At 69.9% G+C, this 17,563-nt stretch carries 13 protein-coding genes, 2 tRNA genes and 2 pseudogenes; 6 read left to right on the forward strand and 11 right to left on the reverse strand.

The features are described 5' to 3' along the window. Window positions 1-367 precede the first annotated feature (367 nt). Window positions 368-850, forward strand: a pseudogene (locus AMIS_RS45065) (pentapeptide repeat-containing protein); the annotation flags it as partial. A gap of 630 nt (window positions 851-1,480) precedes the next feature. On the opposite strand, the pseudogene AMIS_RS36120 reads toward AMIS_RS45065, so the two are convergent. The 3 genes and pseudogenes from AMIS_RS36120 to AMIS_RS43190 all read right to left on the reverse strand — a co-directional run. Next, a pseudogene (locus AMIS_RS36120) lies at window positions 1,481-2,467 on the reverse strand (TerC family protein); the annotation flags it as partial. A 9-nt stretch (window positions 2,468-2,476) separates the two neighbouring features. Further along, the gene (locus AMIS_RS36125; protein ID WP_014447426.1) at window positions 2,477-3,238 is read right to left on the reverse strand and encodes a pentapeptide repeat-containing protein; all 762 of its coding nucleotides are present in this window, start codon (window positions 3,236-3,238) and stop codon (window positions 2,477-2,479) included. Beyond that, a complete protein-coding gene (locus AMIS_RS43190; protein ID WP_157435186.1) occupies window positions 3,235-3,387 on the reverse strand; it encodes a hypothetical protein in 153 nt (50 codons plus the stop codon). The genes AMIS_RS36125 and AMIS_RS43190 overlap by 4 nt, the downstream gene beginning before the upstream one ends. Window positions 3,388-3,556: 169 nt before the next feature. On the opposite strand from AMIS_RS43190, the gene AMIS_RS36130 reads away from it, so the two are divergent. Further along, window positions 3,557-3,630 (forward strand) — tRNA-Met (locus tag AMIS_RS36130). Window positions 3,631-4,095: 465 nt separating this feature from the next. On the opposite strand, the gene AMIS_RS36135 is transcribed toward AMIS_RS36130, so the two are convergent. The 3 genes from AMIS_RS36135 to AMIS_RS36145 form a co-directional block, all read right to left on the reverse strand. After that, window positions 4,096-4,169, reverse strand: a tRNA-Met gene (locus tag AMIS_RS36135). A gap of 67 nt (window positions 4,170-4,236) precedes the next feature. Beyond that, window positions 4,237-7,218, reverse strand: coding sequence for a UPF0182 family membrane protein (locus AMIS_RS36140; RefSeq protein ID WP_083888761.1), 2,982 nt, complete (start codon window positions 7,216-7,218; stop codon window positions 4,237-4,239). A 97-nt stretch (window positions 7,219-7,315) separates the two neighbouring features. Then, window positions 7,316-8,344, reverse strand: a complete 1,029-nt coding sequence (locus AMIS_RS36145) for a YlbL family protein (RefSeq protein WP_014447429.1) — start codon at window positions 8,342-8,344, stop codon at window positions 7,316-7,318. 90 nt (window positions 8,345-8,434) lie between these two features. Here AMIS_RS36145 and AMIS_RS36150 point away from each other — a divergent pair, with 90 nt between their 5' ends. After that, on the forward strand, window positions 8,435-9,670 hold the full coding sequence (locus tag AMIS_RS36150) for a zinc-dependent metalloprotease (protein ID WP_014447430.1): 1,236 nt from the start codon (window positions 8,435-8,437) through the stop codon (window positions 9,668-9,670). Here AMIS_RS36150 and AMIS_RS36155 read toward each other — a convergent pair whose 3' ends face one another. Together AMIS_RS36155 and AMIS_RS36160 are read right to left on the reverse strand one after the other, a co-directional pair. Next, window positions 9,671-10,267, reverse strand: coding sequence for a hypothetical protein (locus AMIS_RS36155; protein WP_014447431.1), 597 nt, complete (start codon window positions 10,265-10,267; stop codon window positions 9,671-9,673). Between the two features lie 10 nt (window positions 10,268-10,277). Further along, on the reverse strand, window positions 10,278-10,814 hold the full coding sequence (locus tag AMIS_RS36160; protein ID WP_014447432.1) for a M48 metallopeptidase family protein: 537 nt from the start codon (window positions 10,812-10,814) through the stop codon (window positions 10,278-10,280). 468 nt (window positions 10,815-11,282) lie between these two features. Here AMIS_RS36160 and AMIS_RS43545 point away from each other — a divergent pair, with 468 nt between their 5' ends. The 3 genes from AMIS_RS43545 (at window position 11,283) to AMIS_RS36170 (ending at window position 14,171) form a co-directional block, all read left to right on the forward strand. Then, the gene (locus tag AMIS_RS43545) at window positions 11,283-11,447 is read left to right on the forward strand and encodes a DUF5679 domain-containing protein (RefSeq protein ID WP_014447433.1); all 165 of its coding nucleotides are present in this window, start codon (window positions 11,283-11,285) and stop codon (window positions 11,445-11,447) included. A 207-nt stretch (window positions 11,448-11,654) separates the two neighbouring features. Continuing rightward, window positions 11,655-12,779, forward strand: coding sequence for a hypothetical protein (locus tag AMIS_RS36165; protein WP_014447434.1), 1,125 nt, complete (start codon window positions 11,655-11,657; stop codon window positions 12,777-12,779). 27 nt (window positions 12,780-12,806) lie between these two features. Further along, complete coding sequence (locus AMIS_RS36170) at window positions 12,807-14,171, forward strand: ABC1 kinase family protein (protein WP_014447435.1); 1,365 nt, start codon at window positions 12,807-12,809, stop codon at window positions 14,169-14,171. 294 nt (window positions 14,172-14,465) lie between these two features. Here AMIS_RS36170 and AMIS_RS36175 read toward each other — a convergent pair whose 3' ends face one another. The 3 genes from AMIS_RS36175 to AMIS_RS36185 all read right to left on the reverse strand — a co-directional run bounded on the left by AMIS_RS36175 (window position 14,466) and on the right by AMIS_RS36185 (window position 17,514). Next, window positions 14,466-14,828 (reverse strand): WhiB family transcriptional regulator, encoded by a 363-nt coding sequence (locus AMIS_RS36175; protein ID WP_014447436.1) that lies wholly within the window; start codon window positions 14,826-14,828, stop codon window positions 14,466-14,468. A gap of 140 nt (window positions 14,829-14,968) precedes the next feature. Next, a complete protein-coding gene (locus AMIS_RS36180) occupies window positions 14,969-15,247 on the reverse strand; it encodes a hypothetical protein (RefSeq protein ID WP_157435187.1) in 279 nt (92 codons plus the stop codon). Between the two features lie 119 nt (window positions 15,248-15,366). Further along, window positions 15,367-17,514, reverse strand: coding sequence for an ATP-dependent DNA helicase UvrD2 (locus AMIS_RS36185; RefSeq protein ID WP_014447438.1), 2,148 nt, complete (start codon window positions 17,512-17,514; stop codon window positions 15,367-15,369). Between the last annotated feature and the right edge of the window lie 49 nt (window positions 17,515-17,563).

Consider the following 17,563-nt stretch of genomic DNA (forward strand, 5'->3'; position numbering starts at 1 on the left):
TGTAATCGGGGACGGCCGCGAGAAGCGCATCGCGGCGATCACGGGGAAGGCGGACGATGTTCCACCAGCACTTCCTGTCCGCGCCCGGTACGGACCTGGGACCGCTGGACACCGGGGAGCGCGTGCTCTGGCAGGGCTACTGCGCCGTCGCCGAGTACGCGTTCGACGAGGCGTCCTCGCTACCGCGATGGACCCTGCCGGAAGACACCGAGGTCCTCGTGACGGACCGCCGGGTGCGGTACACGTTGGCGAACTCGTCGACGCTCAGTAGTGGCGAGCTGTTCTGGCTGTGGCCCCAGCACCTGCGCGTCCAGCCGGGCAACCGGGAGGTCGGGCGCAACGCCACGGTCACCCAGATCCAGCTGGTGTGCAACGGGCCGGGCGGGAGCTTCCCGGCGCTGGTCTTCGCCGGTGGCGCACTGGGCACGGTCGGCGACGCGGACCGTCTCGCCAACGTGATGCGCCAGGCGATCGCCCGGTTCCGGGTGGAGAATGCCAACGAGATCGGCGTGCCGGCCCCGCAGGCCCGGATGCTGTCCCGCCTGGTGATCGGGCCGGAGTTCAGCAACTACCAGGGCGGCGAGGGGCAGACCGTGACGCTGCTCGGCTCGGTGCCGGTTCCGGCGCCCGTCGACGTCGAGCCGGATTTCATCGAGGACGCCGAGCTCGTCGAGGACGACTACCCGGTCTCGGCCGTGCCGGCCTCCGCAGTGCCCACCTCCGCCATGCCGGCATCCGCGGTGCCCACCTCCGCCATGCCGGCATCCGCGGTGCCCACCTCCGCCATGCCGGCATCCGCGGTGCCCACCTCTTCCGTGCCCACCTCCGCCATGCCCACCTCTTCCGTGCCGACCTCCGCGGTGCCCACCTCGGCCATGCCCGCGTCCGCGGTGCCGGTCTCCGCTGCCGCCTTCGACCGTCCCGGCCGGGAGGCCGACGCGCAGCGCGCCCAGGAGGCGATCCGCGCCGAGCTGGACAGCCGGTACGCGGAGCCCGACCTGGCCTCGCGCGCGGCCAGTCTGGCGGCCCGGATCGCCGGGCTGGTCTCCTCCTCGGACGACGACGACCGGCCGGGGCACGTGACGAACCTGTCCGCGTACCTGAACGCGGACGTCGACCCCGGCACCGCCCGCTAGACCCGCCGCGGGCCGGACCCCGCCGGATTTCCGCTGGCCTGCCCTCGCCGGACCTCCGCGGGCCGGTCCCGGCTGGTTCTCCGCCGGCCGGCCACCGCTCAGGCGGAGGCCGGCTTTCCGGTCGCCGACGGGGCGAAACACCGGCCTTCGGCGACCCGCTCGGCGTGCACCTGGTGCGCCCGCCGGAGCAGGGCCATCAGCTCGTCCTCCTGGCGGATCCGGGCGCGGTGACGCTCCGGCAGCTTGCGCAGGTTTTCCTCCTCGCCGAGGAGACGGTGGTAGATCTCGTCGCAGTACGCCGGGTCGGTCTCGACGTCGAGGAACTCGGTGGCGTGCCGGCGCGCGGCCGCCACGTATGTCCGGGCCCGGCCCTTCGGGCTGAGCAGCGACGCCACCACCGTGATCACCAGGACCCCGACGATGATCCCGAGGGAGAGCGCGGTCGGGATCTCGGCGACGTGCACCGGCTCACCGTCGTTGATGAACGGGACGTTGTTCTCGTGCAGCGCGTGCAGCACCAGTTTCACGCCGATCAGCGCGAGGATCGCCGCCAGGCCGTAGGAGAGGTAGACCAGCCGGTCCAGCAGGCCGTCGATCAGGAAGTACAGCTGCCGGAGTCCGAGCAACGAGAACGCGGTCGCGGTGAAGACCAGGTAGACGTTCTGGGTGAGCCCGAAGATGGCCGGGATCGAGTCCAGCGCGAACAGGATGTCGGTGCCGCCGATCGCCACCATCACGAGCAGCATCGGGGTCAGCACCCGCTTGCCGTTCTGGTAGGTGAAGAGCTTGTCCCCGTCGTACTCGTCGGAGGTGTGCAGGAACCGGCGCGCCAGCCGGATGATGATGTTGTCCGGTGCCTCGTCCGGGTCCTCGCTCTTCTCCCGCAGCAGGTTCCCCGCCGTGACCAGCAGGATCAGCCCGAAGATGTAGAAGATCCAGGCGAACGAGTTGATCAGGGCGGCACCGAGCAGGATGAACCCGGTCCGGGCCAGCAGCGACACCACGATGCCGAACAGCAGCACCTTCTGCTGGTCCGCGCGCGGCACCTTGAAACTGCTCATCAGCAGTAGGAAGACGAAGAGGTTGTCGACCGAGAGGGCTTCCTCGGTGACGTAGCCCGCGAAGTACTCGGCACCCATCGTGGAGCCACCGAAGATCCAGACTCCGACGCCGAACAGGATCGCGATCGACACGTAGATCGAGGTCCAGAACGCTGCCTCGCGCAGCCGGGGCACGTGGGCACGGCGTACGTGGAAGAAGAAGTCGAAGAGCAGCAGGCCGATGATGAAGAGAACCGTCAGCACCCACACCGTGCCGGAGACCTGCTGCATGCGCCCATCCTATGTGTGATCGGTGTCCATCACTGCCGCACGACGCTGCGACGGGGTGAGAAAGAGCACGCCCACAAGTTTCGCCCCGCGTAGATCCGTGCCGCGCAGGTCCGCGCCGGTGAAATCGGCTCCGCGCAGGTCCGCGTCACGCAGATCCGCTCCGATCAGTAGTGCCCCGCGGAAGCTCGCTCCACGCAGGTCCGCGCCCCGCATCCGGCGGCCGATCAGCTGCGCGCCGCTGTGATCCGGACGGCGGCGGCCGAACCGGGCACGCGCCAGCTCGCTCGCCTTGCGCAGCAGCGGATTGACCCGGCTGCGGTGCGCGTCCACGTCCAGCGTCCGCAGCAGGTCGGCGCTGCCTGCCGCGAGCCGGTCGGTCTCCTCGAGCGCGGCAGAGAGCTCCGGGTGCAGGCGCCGTGCCTCGTCCAGCTTCAGCGCCTCGGTGAGGTACCACATCAGCTCGTGCAGCTGCCGCACGATCGGCAGCGCGGCGAACATGTCCCCCGCGATGCCCGGCGCCGACCGCCAGTCCTGCCCGCCGAACGTCTCCTGGGTGATCCGCTGCCCCGCGCCGAAGCAGTCGAACACCACACACCCCGGGAAGCCACGCTGTGGCAGCTGCTCGTGGATGCCGCAGCGAAAGTCGTCTTTCAGGTTGCGGCAGGGCTGGCCGGCCGGTTTGTTCACCGCGAAGTCCGACGACTTGGCGAACGCGGGCGCCACACAGCAGAGCCCGGCGCAGCGCGAGCAGTCAGCGGCCAGAAGCCTCACCGGAGGTGCCCCGCGAAGACGCCACGACGGTCCAGCGTCCCGGACTCACTCAGTGCGACGCCGTGCGCTCCCCGAAGGTGCCCGGCCACCTCGTTGTAGCAGCTCAGCAGCGAACACAACTGCTCGACGAGGGTCTCTTCCGGCTTCACGCCGCGCAGCCTAATCCAACCGCACCGCCGAACGCACATGGATAGCGACCGGCGCCACCCCCTCCGTCCGAAGAATGCCTGGTCAACGCGGTAGCCCCGGCCCGTCAGACCCCCAGGCGCAGCCCGGTGTAACCCGTGCTCAACCCCCGCGCTAAGCTATATCTACCGACGCGGGGTGGAGCAGCTCGGTAGCTCGCTGGGCTCATAACCCAGAGGTCGCAGGTTCAAATCCTGTCCCCGCTACGAGTGGATGAGGGGTCGTGTTCGCGGAAAGCGCGAAGCACGGCCCCTCTTCGCATGTCTGCTTGGGGGCCGAGCCCCCAGACCCCGCGGTGCGGTGGTTGCGGTTCGTTGTTTGCCGCCGCGCTCTCGCACGCCCGCGCTCTCGCACGCCCGCGCTCTCGCACGTGCTCGCTCTCGCTGGATCTTGGCAAGCCTGGCCCGCATCCTGACCATGACTTGCCTGGATCGCCGGGCATCGGTGCAGCGGTGCTATGGCGCGGCGGCCGACAGTGCGCGGTGAGGGGCGGCGGCGCGGTTTCTGGGCGCCTTGGGGGCGATGTCAGCGGCTGGCGAGCCTGGATTGGTTGCGGGGCGCTGAGCGTGCGGGTGCCGCACCGTGGGGTCTGGGGGCTCGGCCCCCAAGCAGACATGCGAAAAGGGACCGAGGTCAGCGCTTTCCGCTGACACACGGTCCCAATTCCCTTGTAGCGGGGACAGGATTTGAACCTGCGACCTCTGGGTTATGAGCCCAGCGAGCTACCGAGCTGCTCCACCCCGCGTCGGCTTGTTAAGACTAGCGCACCGTCTCCGGGGGCTGCAAAACGGCCCCCGGAGACGGTGGACACATCAGCTTCCGGCGCTGGCGGACGGGGCCACGGAGGGCGCCGCCGGCGGCGGGGTGCTGGCTTCCGCGGCCTGGAGCTGCTGGAAGCGGTTGACGGCGTCGTCGAGTGCCTTCAGGGCCTCACCCTGCTTGACGAAGTCGCCGGCCTGCTGGGCGGCCTTCAGGTCCTCGATCGCCTTGTCGACGGCCGCGGCGGCCTGGGCCACGTCACCGGTGACCACGGGTGGCGTGGTCGGCGGTGTGCTGGGGTTCGTACCCGGTGTGGTGGGTGTGCTTGGTGTGCCTGTGCTCGGCGTGCCGCTGGTGCGGCCCAGTTCGGCCAGTGCCTGCAGGCCCTTGGTGAGGTTGTCCTCGAGGACGACGTAGGTGCCGCCGTCGCCGTAGGACATCAGGACCTTCTGCAGCAGCGGGGCCGCGTTGGCCTGGCTGTTGCTCCGCACGTAGACCGGCTCGACGTACAGGATGTCCTTCTCCAGCGGCAGGGAGATCAGGTTGCCGTAGAGGACGGTGGCCTGCCCCTGTCTGCTCAGCAGCGCGAGGTCGGAGGCGACGTTCGCGTTGTTGACCATCCGTTGATGGACCTGGACCGGGCCGGAGACGACGGTGTCGTCGGGTAGTTCGAGGATCTCCAGCTTGGGCAGGCCGTCCACGTACGAACCGGAGATCAGCGCCGCCATGTTCTCCCGGTTCGCCGGTGTGACGCCGGCGGTGAGCTGGAACCGTGTCTCCTCCTGCTCGGGGAGTTTCACGTTCAGGTAGAACGGTGGCTGCTTGACCCCGTTCTGTGGCGCGTCCGGCGCGTTCGGGACCTCCCAGAAGTCGTTGCCGGAGAAGAACGTCTGCGGGTCGGTGACGTGGAACTTGGTCAGCAGGTTGCGCTGCACCTTGAACAGGTCGGCCGGGTAGCGGAAGTGCGAGGAGAGGTCGGCCGGGATCTCCGCCTTCGGCACGATCAGGTCGCCGCCGAACGCCTTGTTCCACGCCTTGAGGACCGGGTCCTTCTCGTCGAACTCGTAGAGGGTGACGGTGCCGTCGTACGCGTCGACGGTGGCCTTCACCGAGTTGCGCATGTAGTTGACGTCGTCCCGGGCGAGGGCGAACGAGCCCTGACCGGTCAGTTCGTCACGCGTCTCGGTCGCCAGGTTGATCTTCTGCGCGTACGGGTAGGTCTGCGCCGTCGTGTAACCGTCCAGGATCCAGACGATCTTGCCGCCGACGACGGCCGGGTACGGGTCGCCGTCGATGGTGAGGAACGGCGCGACCTTCTCGACGCGGTCCCGCGGGTTGCGGATGTACATCAGCCGCGACTTCGAGTTCACCGCGTCGGAGAGCAGGAAGTTGCTCTCGGTGTTCTTGATCGCGAAGACCGCGCGCCGGAAGAACGAGCCGATCGGCACGCCGCCCTCACCCTCGTAGGTGTAGAGCTCCGAGGCGTCGCTGTTCTGCTCCTGCGGCCGGTCGAACTCGACCTTCTTCTCGTCGTTCTCCTGGCCGACGATCACGTACTCGGTGGACTGCTCGCCGTAGTAGATCCGCGGCTGCTCGGCCTTGATCTCGTCGGTCTGCGCCGAGCAGTTGCCCTGGCCGGTGTTGCTGCCGAGGAAGCCGGAGACGAAGTACGGCAGGCCGGTGCCGCAGACCTGGTTGGCCGGCGCCGCCACCAGGCCGTAGCCGTGGGTGTAGACGGTGTGCCGGTTCAGCCAGTTGCGCTGCTGCGCGGTCAGTTTCTCGTCGTTGATCTCGCGGGCGCCGACGACGTAGTCCTGGGTCTTGCCGTCGATCGTGTAGCGGTCGACGTCCAGTTTCGCGCCGAAGTCGTAGAAGCCCCGGGACTGCTGCGACTGGGTGAACGCCTGGGAGACCAGCTGCGGGTCGATCAGCCGGACGTTCTGCGCGCTGCTGTTCTCGGCGAGGTTGGCCGGTGGGCTGCCGCTGGCCGCGGTGTACTGCGTGACGGCCGTCGACTCCAGGCCGAAGGCCTCGCGTGTCGAGTCGATCGACCGTTTGATGTACGGCGCTTCCTTGTCCGACAGGCTCGGCTTGACCTGGAAGTTCTGCACGGCGAGCGGGTAGATGCCGCCGATCGCGACGGCCGAGATGGCGAGCAGCGCCAGGGAGACGCCGGGCCAGACCAGGTTCCGCATCACCGCGTTGGAGAACACGATGATCGCGATGGCGACCACGACCGAGATGTACGCCAGGATCTCCTTGGCCGGCAGCAGCGCGTTGACGTCGGTGTAACCGGCGCCGTACAGCCCCGGCGACACGTGCTGCTCCAGCAGGAGCGCGCGCCGGTCCAGCACGTACGCCACCGCCTTGAGCAGGACGAAGATCGCCACCAGCGTGGTGAGGTGTGCCCGGGCCGCGGTGGTCATCCGGTCCCCGACGCCCTGCAGCCGCACACCGCCGAAGATGTAGTGCACGGCGAGCGAGCCGAGCACCGACAGCACGACGGCGGTGAAGCCGACGCCCAGCAGGTACCGCAGCAGCGGGTACTCGAAGATGTAGAAGGAGACATCCACCTTGAACTCGGGGTCCTGGACGCCGAAGGGCCCGCCGTTGCGGAACAGCATCCAGTCGGCCCAGCGGCTCTGCGCGGAGAGGCCGGCGAAGAAGCCGACGATCAAGCTCACCACGGTGACCCAGGTGCCCAGGCGGGGCGCCAGGATCATCCGGTAACGCTCCAGGGTGGCCTGTTCCGCGGAGTGCGGGCGCAGCAGTGGCCGCAACCGGTACGCGAGGTACAGGTTGGCGCCGACCACCAGGGCCATCACCGCACCGATCGCCAGGAACAGCAGCAGCCTGGTGATCAGGACTCCGGAGAAGACGTTCGTGAAGTCGACCTCGGAGAACCACAAGTAGTCGGTGTACGCGTCGATGCCCCATCCGAGCAGCGTGAAGAGTATGAATACCCCGACCAGGACGCCGACGGTGACGCGACCGCGCCGGCTCATCCTCGGTAGAGGACTGTTACGCATGACCAACGTTGGCTCCACACTTCGTCTGGCCGGTGATTCACCTTACGATGTCGCATCCAGCTTCTATACGCGGCGAAACTCGTCCGTCACCACCGGTGCGGGATCACGATGCCGAACAGGGCTTCGGGGTCCCACCGGAGGTGAATGTCGCGAGCGCGGCGAGGGCATCGTCCACCGTGGCGACCTCGGCCATGGGCAGGCCGGGCACCACGTTGCGAAGCGCCTCGGCGCAGTTGTCCTTGGGCACCAGGAAGAGCTCGGCGCCGGCTTTCTCGGCACCCACCAGTTTCTGCGGGATGCCGCCGATCGGCCCCACGTTACCGTTGTCATCGATGGTTCCGGTGCCCGCGATGATCTTGCCGCCGGTCAGATCCTCGGGCTTGAGCTTGTCGATGATGCCGAGACTGAACATCAGACCGGCGCTCGGGCCGCCGATCTTCTCGAGGTCGATCTCGATGTCGAACGGGTTCGGCTGCTTGGTGCCGATCTCGATGCCCAGCCGGGGGGTGTCGTCGTCCGCCGCGGCCTTCGTGGCGATCCGCACGGTTGCGTCCTTGCCGTCCCGTTCGTAGCGCACGGTCAGCGTGGTGCCGACCGGCTTGGCCCGGACCAGCTCGGAGATCTGCTCGGGACGCTCGATCTTCGTACCGTCGATGGCGATGATCACATCGCCGGCGGCGAGCCTGCCCTCGGCCGCCCCACCGGCCGTGATCTTGTCCACGAACGTCAGCACGGGGTAACCCAGCTCACGCAGGGCGACCGTCTCGGCGCTGGTCTGCGACGCTTTCCACTCCTGCGCGTTCTGCTCCTGGACCTGCTTCACGGTCTGGTTCGGCGGATAGATGAGCTCTTTCGGGACGACCGCGTCCTCACCGCTCAGCCAGCCCTCGATGGCCCAGACCAGCTCCACCTTCGACTGCACGTTGACCGTGGTGAGACGCAGCTGACCCGCCGACGTCGAGGTCTCGCCCTTCTTTACCTGGATGACCTCGGTGCCGTTGTCCGAACCGAGGGTGTCGACCGTGGGCCCGGGCTTGAGGACCACGTAGGGCAGGGGTGCGACCATGACACCGGCTGCCAGCAGAGCGGTGATCAGGGCGCCGAGGATGACCGTGACACCGCGACGTCTCATGCGCGTGAGCGTACCCACCCACCCTGAGTTCTCTCTGAGCTGATACCTCCCTCAGTCCGCTGCGGGCATTTCGCGCGTACCGTTGGGGTCGTGCCTGATATCCCGTTCGGCTTCTCCCTGCCGGGCGCTCAGCCGCCCGACCCCTCCGACCCGCAGCAGATGCAGCAGTTCATGGCGCAGCTGCAGCAGATGTTCGCCGCGCCCGGCAGTGGCCCGGTCAACTGGGACCTGGCCCGGCAGGTCGCCGCCAGCCAGCTCTCGGCGACCGGTGACCCTGCGGTCAACATGCTGGAACGACACCAGGTCGAGGAGGCTCTACGGCTCGCTGACCTCTGGCTCGACCCGATCACCGCCCTTCCGAGCGGCATCCACAAGGCCGTGGCGTGGAACCGCAACGAGTGGATCTACAACACCCTCGAGGTGTGGAAGAAGCTGTGCGAGCCGATCGCCGGCCGCATGGTGGGCGCCATGGGCGACCTCGTGCCCGAGGAGGCCCGCGCTCAGCTCGGCCCGATGCAGTCGATGGTGGCCACCCTGGGTGGCGCACTCTTCGGCGGTCAGCTGGGCCAGGCCTTCGGCCAGCTCGCCGCGGAGGTGCTCTCCGCCGGCGACATCGGGCTTCCGCTCGGCCCGGCGGGCACGGCCGCGCTGGTGCCGGCCAACATCAAGGTGTACGGGTCGGGCCTCGAGCTCCCCGAGGACCAGGTCCGCCTCTATGTGGCCCTGCGCGAGGCGGCTCACCAGCGGCTCTTCGGGCACGTCCCGTGGCTGCGGGCGCACGTGCTGAGCGCCGTCGAGACCTACGCGAACGGCATCACCGTGAACCGCGAGGCGATCGAGGACGCGATGAGCCGGGTCGACCCGAGCGACCCCGAGTCCATGCAGCAGATGGCTCTCGAGGGCATCTTCACGCCCGAGGACACCCCGCAGCAGAAAGCCAGCCTGGCCCGCCTGGAGACCGCGCTCGCGCTGGTCGAGGGCTGGGTCGGTCACGTGGTGGACGCCGCCGCGGCGGACCGGCTGCCGTCGGTGGCCGCGCTCGGCGAGGCGTTCCGGCGCCGCCGGGCAGCGGGCGGTCCCGCGGAGCAGACCTTCGCCGCCCTGGTCGGCCTGGAGCTGCGGCCGCGGCGGCTGCGCGAGGCCGGCGCGCTCTGGGCGTCGGTGGCCGAGCACCGCGGCATCGCCGGGCGGGACGCGCTCTGGGACCACCCGGACCTGCTCCCCACCGACGAGGACTTCACCAACCCGGAGTCCTTCGCGCAGAGCAGCTCCGACTGGGACATCAGCGAGCTGGACAACCTCGGCGAGGGTCCCACCGAGAAGTGATCAACCGCCGAGGAGGGCCCGGGTGTTCTCCCAGCCCTCCAAGGCGGGGTCGAGAGTCGCGAGCTCGGCGGGGCCGCGCAGGCGGCGCCACTGCGCCGTCGAGGTGACCTCGCCGGGCGCCGGCGCGGTCCGGCGCAGCAGCTGCGGCGTGGCCGTGTCCAGGTCGTGGTCGACGAGCCACTGCGGCGCGGGCAGATTGGTGGCGACGCCGAGCAACCCGCCGGACGGTCCGCCGGGCGCCACCGCCACCGCCCTGGAGTCCAAGGGCTGCAGGAGCTTCCCGAGGGTCATGCCGGGCACGTCGGGCGCGTCGGCGGCGATCACCGCGGCCTGGTCGTAACCGTCCGCGGCGGCGGCCGCCAGCACCGGCAGCACGGTCGGCGACGGCACGTCGTAGATCTTCATCCCCGGCCAGGCGATCTCGTCGGCCAGCTCCCGGTCGCCCGGCCCGGCCGCGATCGCGGCGTCGGCGGCGGAGAGCCGGGCGAGCAGGTCGACCACGTCCTCGGCCAGGGCCGCGCGCCAGGACCGCAGGTCCACCCCCGGCGGGCTCCACGGGACCGGGACCAGCAACGTCACCACCACGCGCCGCACCACGGACGCCAGCTTAGTGCTCGGCCATCTCCAGGTTGCCGGCCGCCGAGACGCCCTCGAGGTAACCGCGGGCGCGCTCTGCTTTCCCGAACCGGTTGACCAGCTCCCAGAAGCGGGCGTTGTGGCTGGGCACGACCAGGTGCGCCAGCTCGTGCAGGACCACGTAGTCGATCACCCACTCGGGCATCTCCTGGATGCGGTGGGAGATCCGAATCGTCGCGTCGTCCGGGGTGCAGGAACCCCAGCGGCCGTTCTGGTTGGTGACCCATCGGACGCTGGCCGGGACCACGACGTCCGCGTGATCGGCGAGGTAGCGCGCGGTCAGCCGCCGGGCCCGGGCCAGCAACTCGGCATCGGTGCACCTCAGGCGCTCCTCGCGGGCGGCCAGCCGGGCGAGCATCCGCTCCACCCACTCGGTCTCCTCAGCGCGCGAGAACCGGTCGGGGATGAGCACGACGACGCGCTCACCGTCGCGATACGCGGACACCGTCCGGCGTCGGCGCTGACTACGCCGCACCTCAACGACAGGCTTGCGCGTGCGGGCGGTCATTACCGGCTCGCGCAGCCCAGATTCGGGTTCACGTTGAGACGCTAATCCGCCAGCCCCTGGTCACCGCAAGAGTACGGGCAATGACCGTCTCCGAAAATGTGCACTTCCGCCGCATATACCCGAAAAAATTTTCCTCAGCGGCAACATCGAAGACATCCGTCAACCTAGACCATCTTCAACTCAGGCTTCCGCCGGACCACAGGGCCGCTTTACGCCTTTCTGATGGGGGTCGTCGGCGTGTCCCGGCAAATCTGGCGGAAAAGGACACTTCGCACCGGCACACTCACGTCGTCGGTGACACCGCCGACGCTGCGTTGACATGGAACCGGCCTGACCTGGGTAAGTGACCGCCCCGGACGGGTGGCCACATCCGTGTGGCCGCGCGGTCCAGCGCCGCAGACAGGTTCGCACCCGTAGCCGCGAACAAGGCACCGGGCTGAGCGGCCGACGACACGACGAGGAGGAACCGTGGCCGACACCACATACAACGGCTACTGCGTGAAGTGCAAGGAGAAGCGCGACTTCCAGGGCAACGTGGAAGTCTCCAAGACCGGCATGAACATGGCGAAGGGCAAGTGCCCGGTCTGCGGGACCACCATGAACCGGATCCTGGGCAAAGCCAAGGCATCTTGATCGAAGCGTCGTGAAAACCGCCCGGCTCCCCCGGGCGGTTTTCCGGCTCCTTCCCGCCGGAACCGTAACCGTGGTCGCCCGACCACGTTGAGTTAACGGGCGTCCTGTGGATAACTGCGGACAGGCTGTGGACAAAGCTGCCCGGGCCCCTGCGGGCCTGTGGATAACATCAGCTCTCCGCAGTGCTGCCATGACAACCTGTCACCCATGTCCCGGATGCGTCCCCCTCGACCGGCTCTGTCCCGGCCGACCCTGATCCCCGGGCTGCCCCGCATCTGGCGCGGCCCCGGCGAGCTGCAACTCGGGCTGGACGCGGCGCACGCCGTGGTCCTGAAACTGCCCGATCCCCGGGCCGCCCGGGTTCTCGATCTTCTCGACGGCGTCCGCTCCGAGCGTGCCGTCCTGGTCCGCGCGGCGGAGTTCGGCGTTCCGCCGGACGAGGTACGCGTGCTGCTCGACCTCCTGCACCGGGCCGGCCTCGTGCTGCCCGGCGCGGCGTTGCTGCCCCCGGCCCTGTCACCCGAGGTGCGCGCCCGCCTCACCGGCGAGGCCGCCGCAATGGCCCTGAGCGCCGCCGGCGGGCCGGACGGTCGGCTGACCCCGGCGCGGGTGCTACGCCGCCGGCAGGGCGCCTGTGTGGTGCTCAGCGGGCGGGGCCGGCTCGGTGCCCCGATCGCGGTGGCGCTCGCCGAGGCCGGCGTGGGACACCTTTACCCGGACCTCTCCGGCGTGGTCGGTGCCGCCGAGATCACCGGTGGCCCGCTCGGCGCCGCCGACACCGGGAGCCCGCGCCGGGCGGCGGTGACCGCCGCCGTCCTGCGCGCCGCCCCCGGCACGGACGTGCACGGCTCCCACCGGATGCCCGCCGCCCTGGTCGTCCAGCTGGCGCACGACGAGCCGGCCGCACTGGTCGCCGCCGGCCACGCCACCCGGCGTCAAGCCCACCTGGCGGTGACCGTCCGGGACGGCGCCGCGGTGATCGGCCCGCTGGTCCCGGCCGGCGGCTCACCCTGCCTGCGCTGTGTCGACCTGCACCGGCAGGACCGGGACGCCGGCTGGCCGGGCACGCTCGCGACAACCGGCCCGGACACCGAGCCGTGCACGGTCGCCACCCTGCTCGCCGCCACCGCGTACGCGACAGCCGAGGTCCTCGCCCACCTCGACGGCCACGTGCCGGAGACCCTCGGCGCCTCGGTCGAGATCACCACGCCGGGCCGCTTCCGGCGCCGCACCTGGCCCCCGCACCCGGGTTGCGACTGTCAGCGGTGGACACGATCCTCTACCGGACCTTCACCACATAAGCCCAAAACCACCAGGCGACGGGCAGAGTAGCCGCCGAGAGTCGGTCACAATGATCTGGTGACGGACATACCCCGCCGTGCGGCGTCCCGGACCGCGAAACTGGCCGCGCTGCCGCTCGGCTTCGCCGGCCGGACCGCACTGGGCCTGGGCAAGCGTGCCGTCGGGATCGCCTCCGACGTCATTTCCGCGGACATCCAGCAGCGCACCGCCGAGCAACTGTTCAGCGTCCTCGGCCAGCTCAAGGGCGGCGCCATGAAATTCGGGCAGGCGCTGTCGGTCTTCGAGGCCGCCCTGCCCGACGAGATGGCCGGCCCCTACCGGCAGGCCCTGACCAAGCTGCAGGAAGCGGCGCCGCCGATGCCGGTGGCGAACGTGCACAAGGCGCTCGCCGAGCAGCTCGGGCCGGACTGGCGGGACAACTTCGCCGAGTTCGACGACAGCCCCGCCGCCGCGGCCAGCATCGGCCAGGTGCACCGGGCGGTCTGGAAACTGCCGCCGGCGCGCCGCAACGCCAAACCCAAACTGCTGCCGGTCGCCGTGAAGGTGCAGTACCCGGGCGCCGGCGACGCGCTCGTCGCTGATCTGAACCAGCTGTCCCGGCTGGCCGGCATGTTCAAAATCATCCAGCCGGGCATCGACGTGAAACCGCTCATCGCCGAGTTGCGGGAGCGGATCATCGAGGAGCTCGACTACGAGATGGAGGCGGAGACCCAGCGGGCCTTCGCCGCGGCGTTCAAGGACGACCCGGACATCTTCGTGCCCCGAGTGGTGGCGTCGGCCCCTCGTGTCCTGGTCACCGAGTGGGTCGACGGGACTCCGCTGGCCGCGGTGATCGCCGGGGGCAGCATCGAGGAGCGCGACGAGGCCGGCCGGCTGATGGCGACCCTGCACTTCTCCGCGCCCGCCCGGGCCGGGCTGCTGCACGCCGATCCCCACCCCGGCAACTTCCGGATCCTTCCGGACGGCCGCCTCGGAGTGATCGATTTCGGCGCTGTCGCCCGTCTGCCGGAGGGCATGCCGGAACCGGTGGGCCGGCTGGTCCGGCTCGCCCTGGAGGGCCGCGCCGAGGCGGTGGCCGACGGCCTGCGGGACGAGGGCTTCATCAAGCCGGACGACGAAATCGACGCCGAGGCGGTGCTGGAGTTCCTGCTCCCGATGATCGAGCCGATCGCGCTGGAGCGATTCCGGTTCACCCGGGCCTGGCTGCGCGGTGAGGCGACCCGGCTCGCCAGCCCGCGGTCACCGGCGTACCAGTTGAGCCGCAAGCTCAACCTGCCGCCGTCCTACCTGCTCATCCACCGGGTCACGCTGGGCTCGATCGGCGTCCTGTGCCAGCTGGAGGCGGAGGCGGCGTACCGGGAGATCCTCATCGAATGGCTGCCCGGCTTCGCCGAGCAGAGCGAGCAGACCGAGTCCGAATAAGCAGCGCAGACGCCGAAGGCCCGTCCGCATCAGCGGACGGGCCTTCAGTCATCGATGGTGGAGAACGACGTTACGGGTCAGAGTCCGCCCAGCTCGCGAGCGGCCCGGTGACGGGCCTCCATGGCGATACGGCGGGCGGAGCGGTAAGCCTCAGGTGCACGGTCACTCTGAGGCCTTGGCATTCGGGCCCTCGACAACGCTTCGTGGATGAGTCTCATCTTGTTTCCTACGCTCGGGTTCATCTCGTTACTCGGCTTTCGGATCTCGATCACGGTCATGGGGAGGGAGTGCATCTCAAGCGGCCAGGCGAACCGAGCTGCGGGTCTCGAGACCGTTCGCGGCGAGCCGCTCCTCGACCTCGACGGCCAGCTCGGCGTCGCGCGCGACGTCGACCTTGCGGGGACGGCCACGGGGCCGCTTGCGCGGAACGACGGCTCCGCGCTCGAAGATCTCTCCACCCCAGACGCCCCAGGGCTCGCTGCGCTCCACGGCGCCGGCGAGGCACTCGACGCGCAGCGGGCAGTCCCCGCAGAGCGACTTGGCCAGCTCCAGCTGTCCGGGAGTGTCAGAGAACCAGAGGTCAGGGTCGAACTTCCGACAGGGCAGGTTTGCCTCGAGCTCGACGGTCACGTCGAGTGGGGCCAGCGCCAGACTCATAAAGCCCGGTCACCTCTCTCTTCTTCTCGATCTTTCTGGATCGCGATACATCACGTGCGCCGGCCGGTGAGCCGGCAAAAAATTAAGGCCGCGGATCCCGGTTACGGGTTCCGCGGCCTCGAGGTGAGCCGGAGGTCTGTTTAGACCGGCCTTCCTCGAGGCGGGACACCGCTGCCACCATCCGTGTAGCGCTTACGGGAGATGGGGGCGTTGCTGCCAGTGAACCCAGTGGTCCCCTTGTTTCCATCGACGAGCACCAGAACGGCTTTGCCCAGCTCGGACTGAGCGAGAGCCTGGTGCGCCGACGGAGCCACGAACCGCTCGGCAGCCGGAACGGCCAGCGGAGCGGGCATGACGGGGCACAGCATGCGGGCAGCGGTCGGCAGCATCGACGGAACCGTCATCGTGTTGAGCTTCATCGTTGCCACCTCCTCCGTTACCTGCACTCGTGTCCTGAATCCGGCGAGCAGAGCCCCGCTCGCCAGGTGTGTTCTGAGGCTATGCCTGCCCTACAGCAGAGGGCAAACGAATTAACGGACTAACTTTCGAAGTTTTTCTGGGCAAGATCATCTGGACTTGCCCCGGCCACCAGGGCGAACACCGCCTCGCCGTACTGGCCCAGTTTCCGGGGACCGATCCCGGCGATCGCCAGCAGCTGCGCCGGGTCGGCCGGGCGACGCTCCGCCATGGCCACCAGCGTGGCGTCGGTGAATACCACGTACGCAGGAACTTTGAGCTCCGCGGCGGTGCTCGCCCGCCACACCTGCAGGCGCTGGTACAGGTCCTCGTCGAGGTCCGACGGGCAGGTCGGGCAGCGGCCCAGTTTCCGGTCCGCGCCGGCCAGCAGCGTGGCCCCGCAGATCCGGCACGAGGAGACCTGCGGACGGCGGCGGTCGGGTTTCCGACTCGGGGTTCCGCGCTCGCCCCGGTCCGCGGACGGGCCGCCGGACCGGCTCAGCTGCGGCAGGAAGCGGCACGGGCGGCGCGGACGGCCACCGGGGGCGCGGGACTGCCCGTACGACAGCCACAGCCACTGGCGGGCCCGGGTGACACCCACGTAGAGCAGGCGGCGCTCCTCCTCCAGCTGGTCGGGCGTCTTCGCGTACGTCGTCGGCAGGGTCCCGTCGGCGAGGCCGACCAGGAACACCGCGTCCCACTCCAGGCCCTTCGCCGAGTGCAGCGAGGCGAGCGTCACACCCGCCACCGTCGGCGCGTGCTGCTGCTCGACACGGCGGGCCAGCTCGTCGTTGAACGCCGAGAGCGACACCTCCCGCTGCACCCGGCCGGCCTCGCCGATCGGCAGGATCTCCGGGGTCGACGCGTACTCCTCGGCGAGCGTGACGAGCGCCGCCAGCGCCTCCCACTGCTCGCGTGCCGCGCCACCGGGCGGAGGCTGGTGACGGTTCCACCCGGTCGCCGCCAGGGCCTCCACGACCGCCTCGACCAGCGGCGTCTCGCCCGGGATGGAACGCACCGCGGCGCGCAGCGCGACCATCGCCTGCCGCACCTCGGCCCGCTCGAAGAAGCGTTCCCCGCCCCGGACCAGGTACGGCACCTCGGCCTCGGCCAGCGCCTCCTCGTACGCCTCGGACTGCGCGTTGGTCCGGAAGAGCACCGCGATCTCGCTGGCCGGCGTGCCGGACGCGATGAGCTCACGGCAGCGCCGGGCAACCGCGGCGGCCTCCCCCGGCTCGTCCGGGAAGATCTTGAGTTCCGGCTCCGGCCCGGCCGGCCGCTGCCCGACCAGCTCCAGGCGCAGTTTCGCCTCGGTGCCCCGGGCCTGCCGGATCACCGCGTTGGCGAGGCCCACCACCTGCGGCGTCGAGCGGTAGTCGCGGACCAGCCGGACCACCACCGCGTCCCGGCGCTTGCGCGGGAAGTCGATCAGATAGCCGGAGGTCGCCCCGGTGAACGAGTAGATCGTCTGGCTGGCGTCGCCGACCACGGTGAGGTCGTCCCGCCCGCCCAGCCAGGCCTCCAGCAGGCGCTGCTGCAGCGGGTTGACGTCCTGGTACTCGTCGACCACGAAGTGCCGGTACTGGGCGCGGATCTGGTCGGCCACGTCCGGGTGCTCCTCGATGCCCCAGACCGCGGCGCGCAGCAGGTCCTCGAAGTCGATCACGCCTTGACGGCGCTTGAGCGACTCGTAGGCGGCGAAGACCTCGGCCACCTTGGCGGGCTCGAACGGCGGCTCACGCAGCGCCTTGGCGGCGGCCACGGCGTACTCGCCGGGCTCGACCAGTGACGACTTGGCCCACTCGATCTCACTGGCGAGGTCGCGAGCGGCGGCACGGTCCGCCCGTACCCCGGCCCGGGCCGCCGCCAGACCGACCACTCGGACCTTGCTCTCCATCAGCTCCGGCATGGCGCGGCCGGACAGCAGCCGGGGGGCGAAGTAACGGACCTGCCGCAGGGCGGCGGCGTGGAACGTGCGGGCCTGCACACCGGCGGTGCCCAGCGCGGTGAGCCGGGCACGCATCTCGGCGGCCGCGCGAGCGGTGAAGGTGACCGCGAGCACGTGCCGCGGGCTGATCTCCCCGGACGAGGTCCGGTAGGCGATCCGATGGGTGATCGCCCGGGTCTTGCCGGTGCCGGCGCCGGCGAGGATGCAGACCGGGCCGGCGGGGGCGGTCACCGCCGTCCGCTGCTCCGGATCCAGCCCGGCCAGCACCGCTTCAATCCGCACGATTGGGAATCATGACACCCTCGCCCGGCGTTGTGCTTCTCAGCCGCAC

The organism is Actinoplanes missouriensis 431 (assembly GCF_000284295.1).
Classification (GTDB): Bacteria; Actinomycetota; Actinomycetes; order Mycobacteriales; family Micromonosporaceae; genus Actinoplanes; species Actinoplanes missouriensis.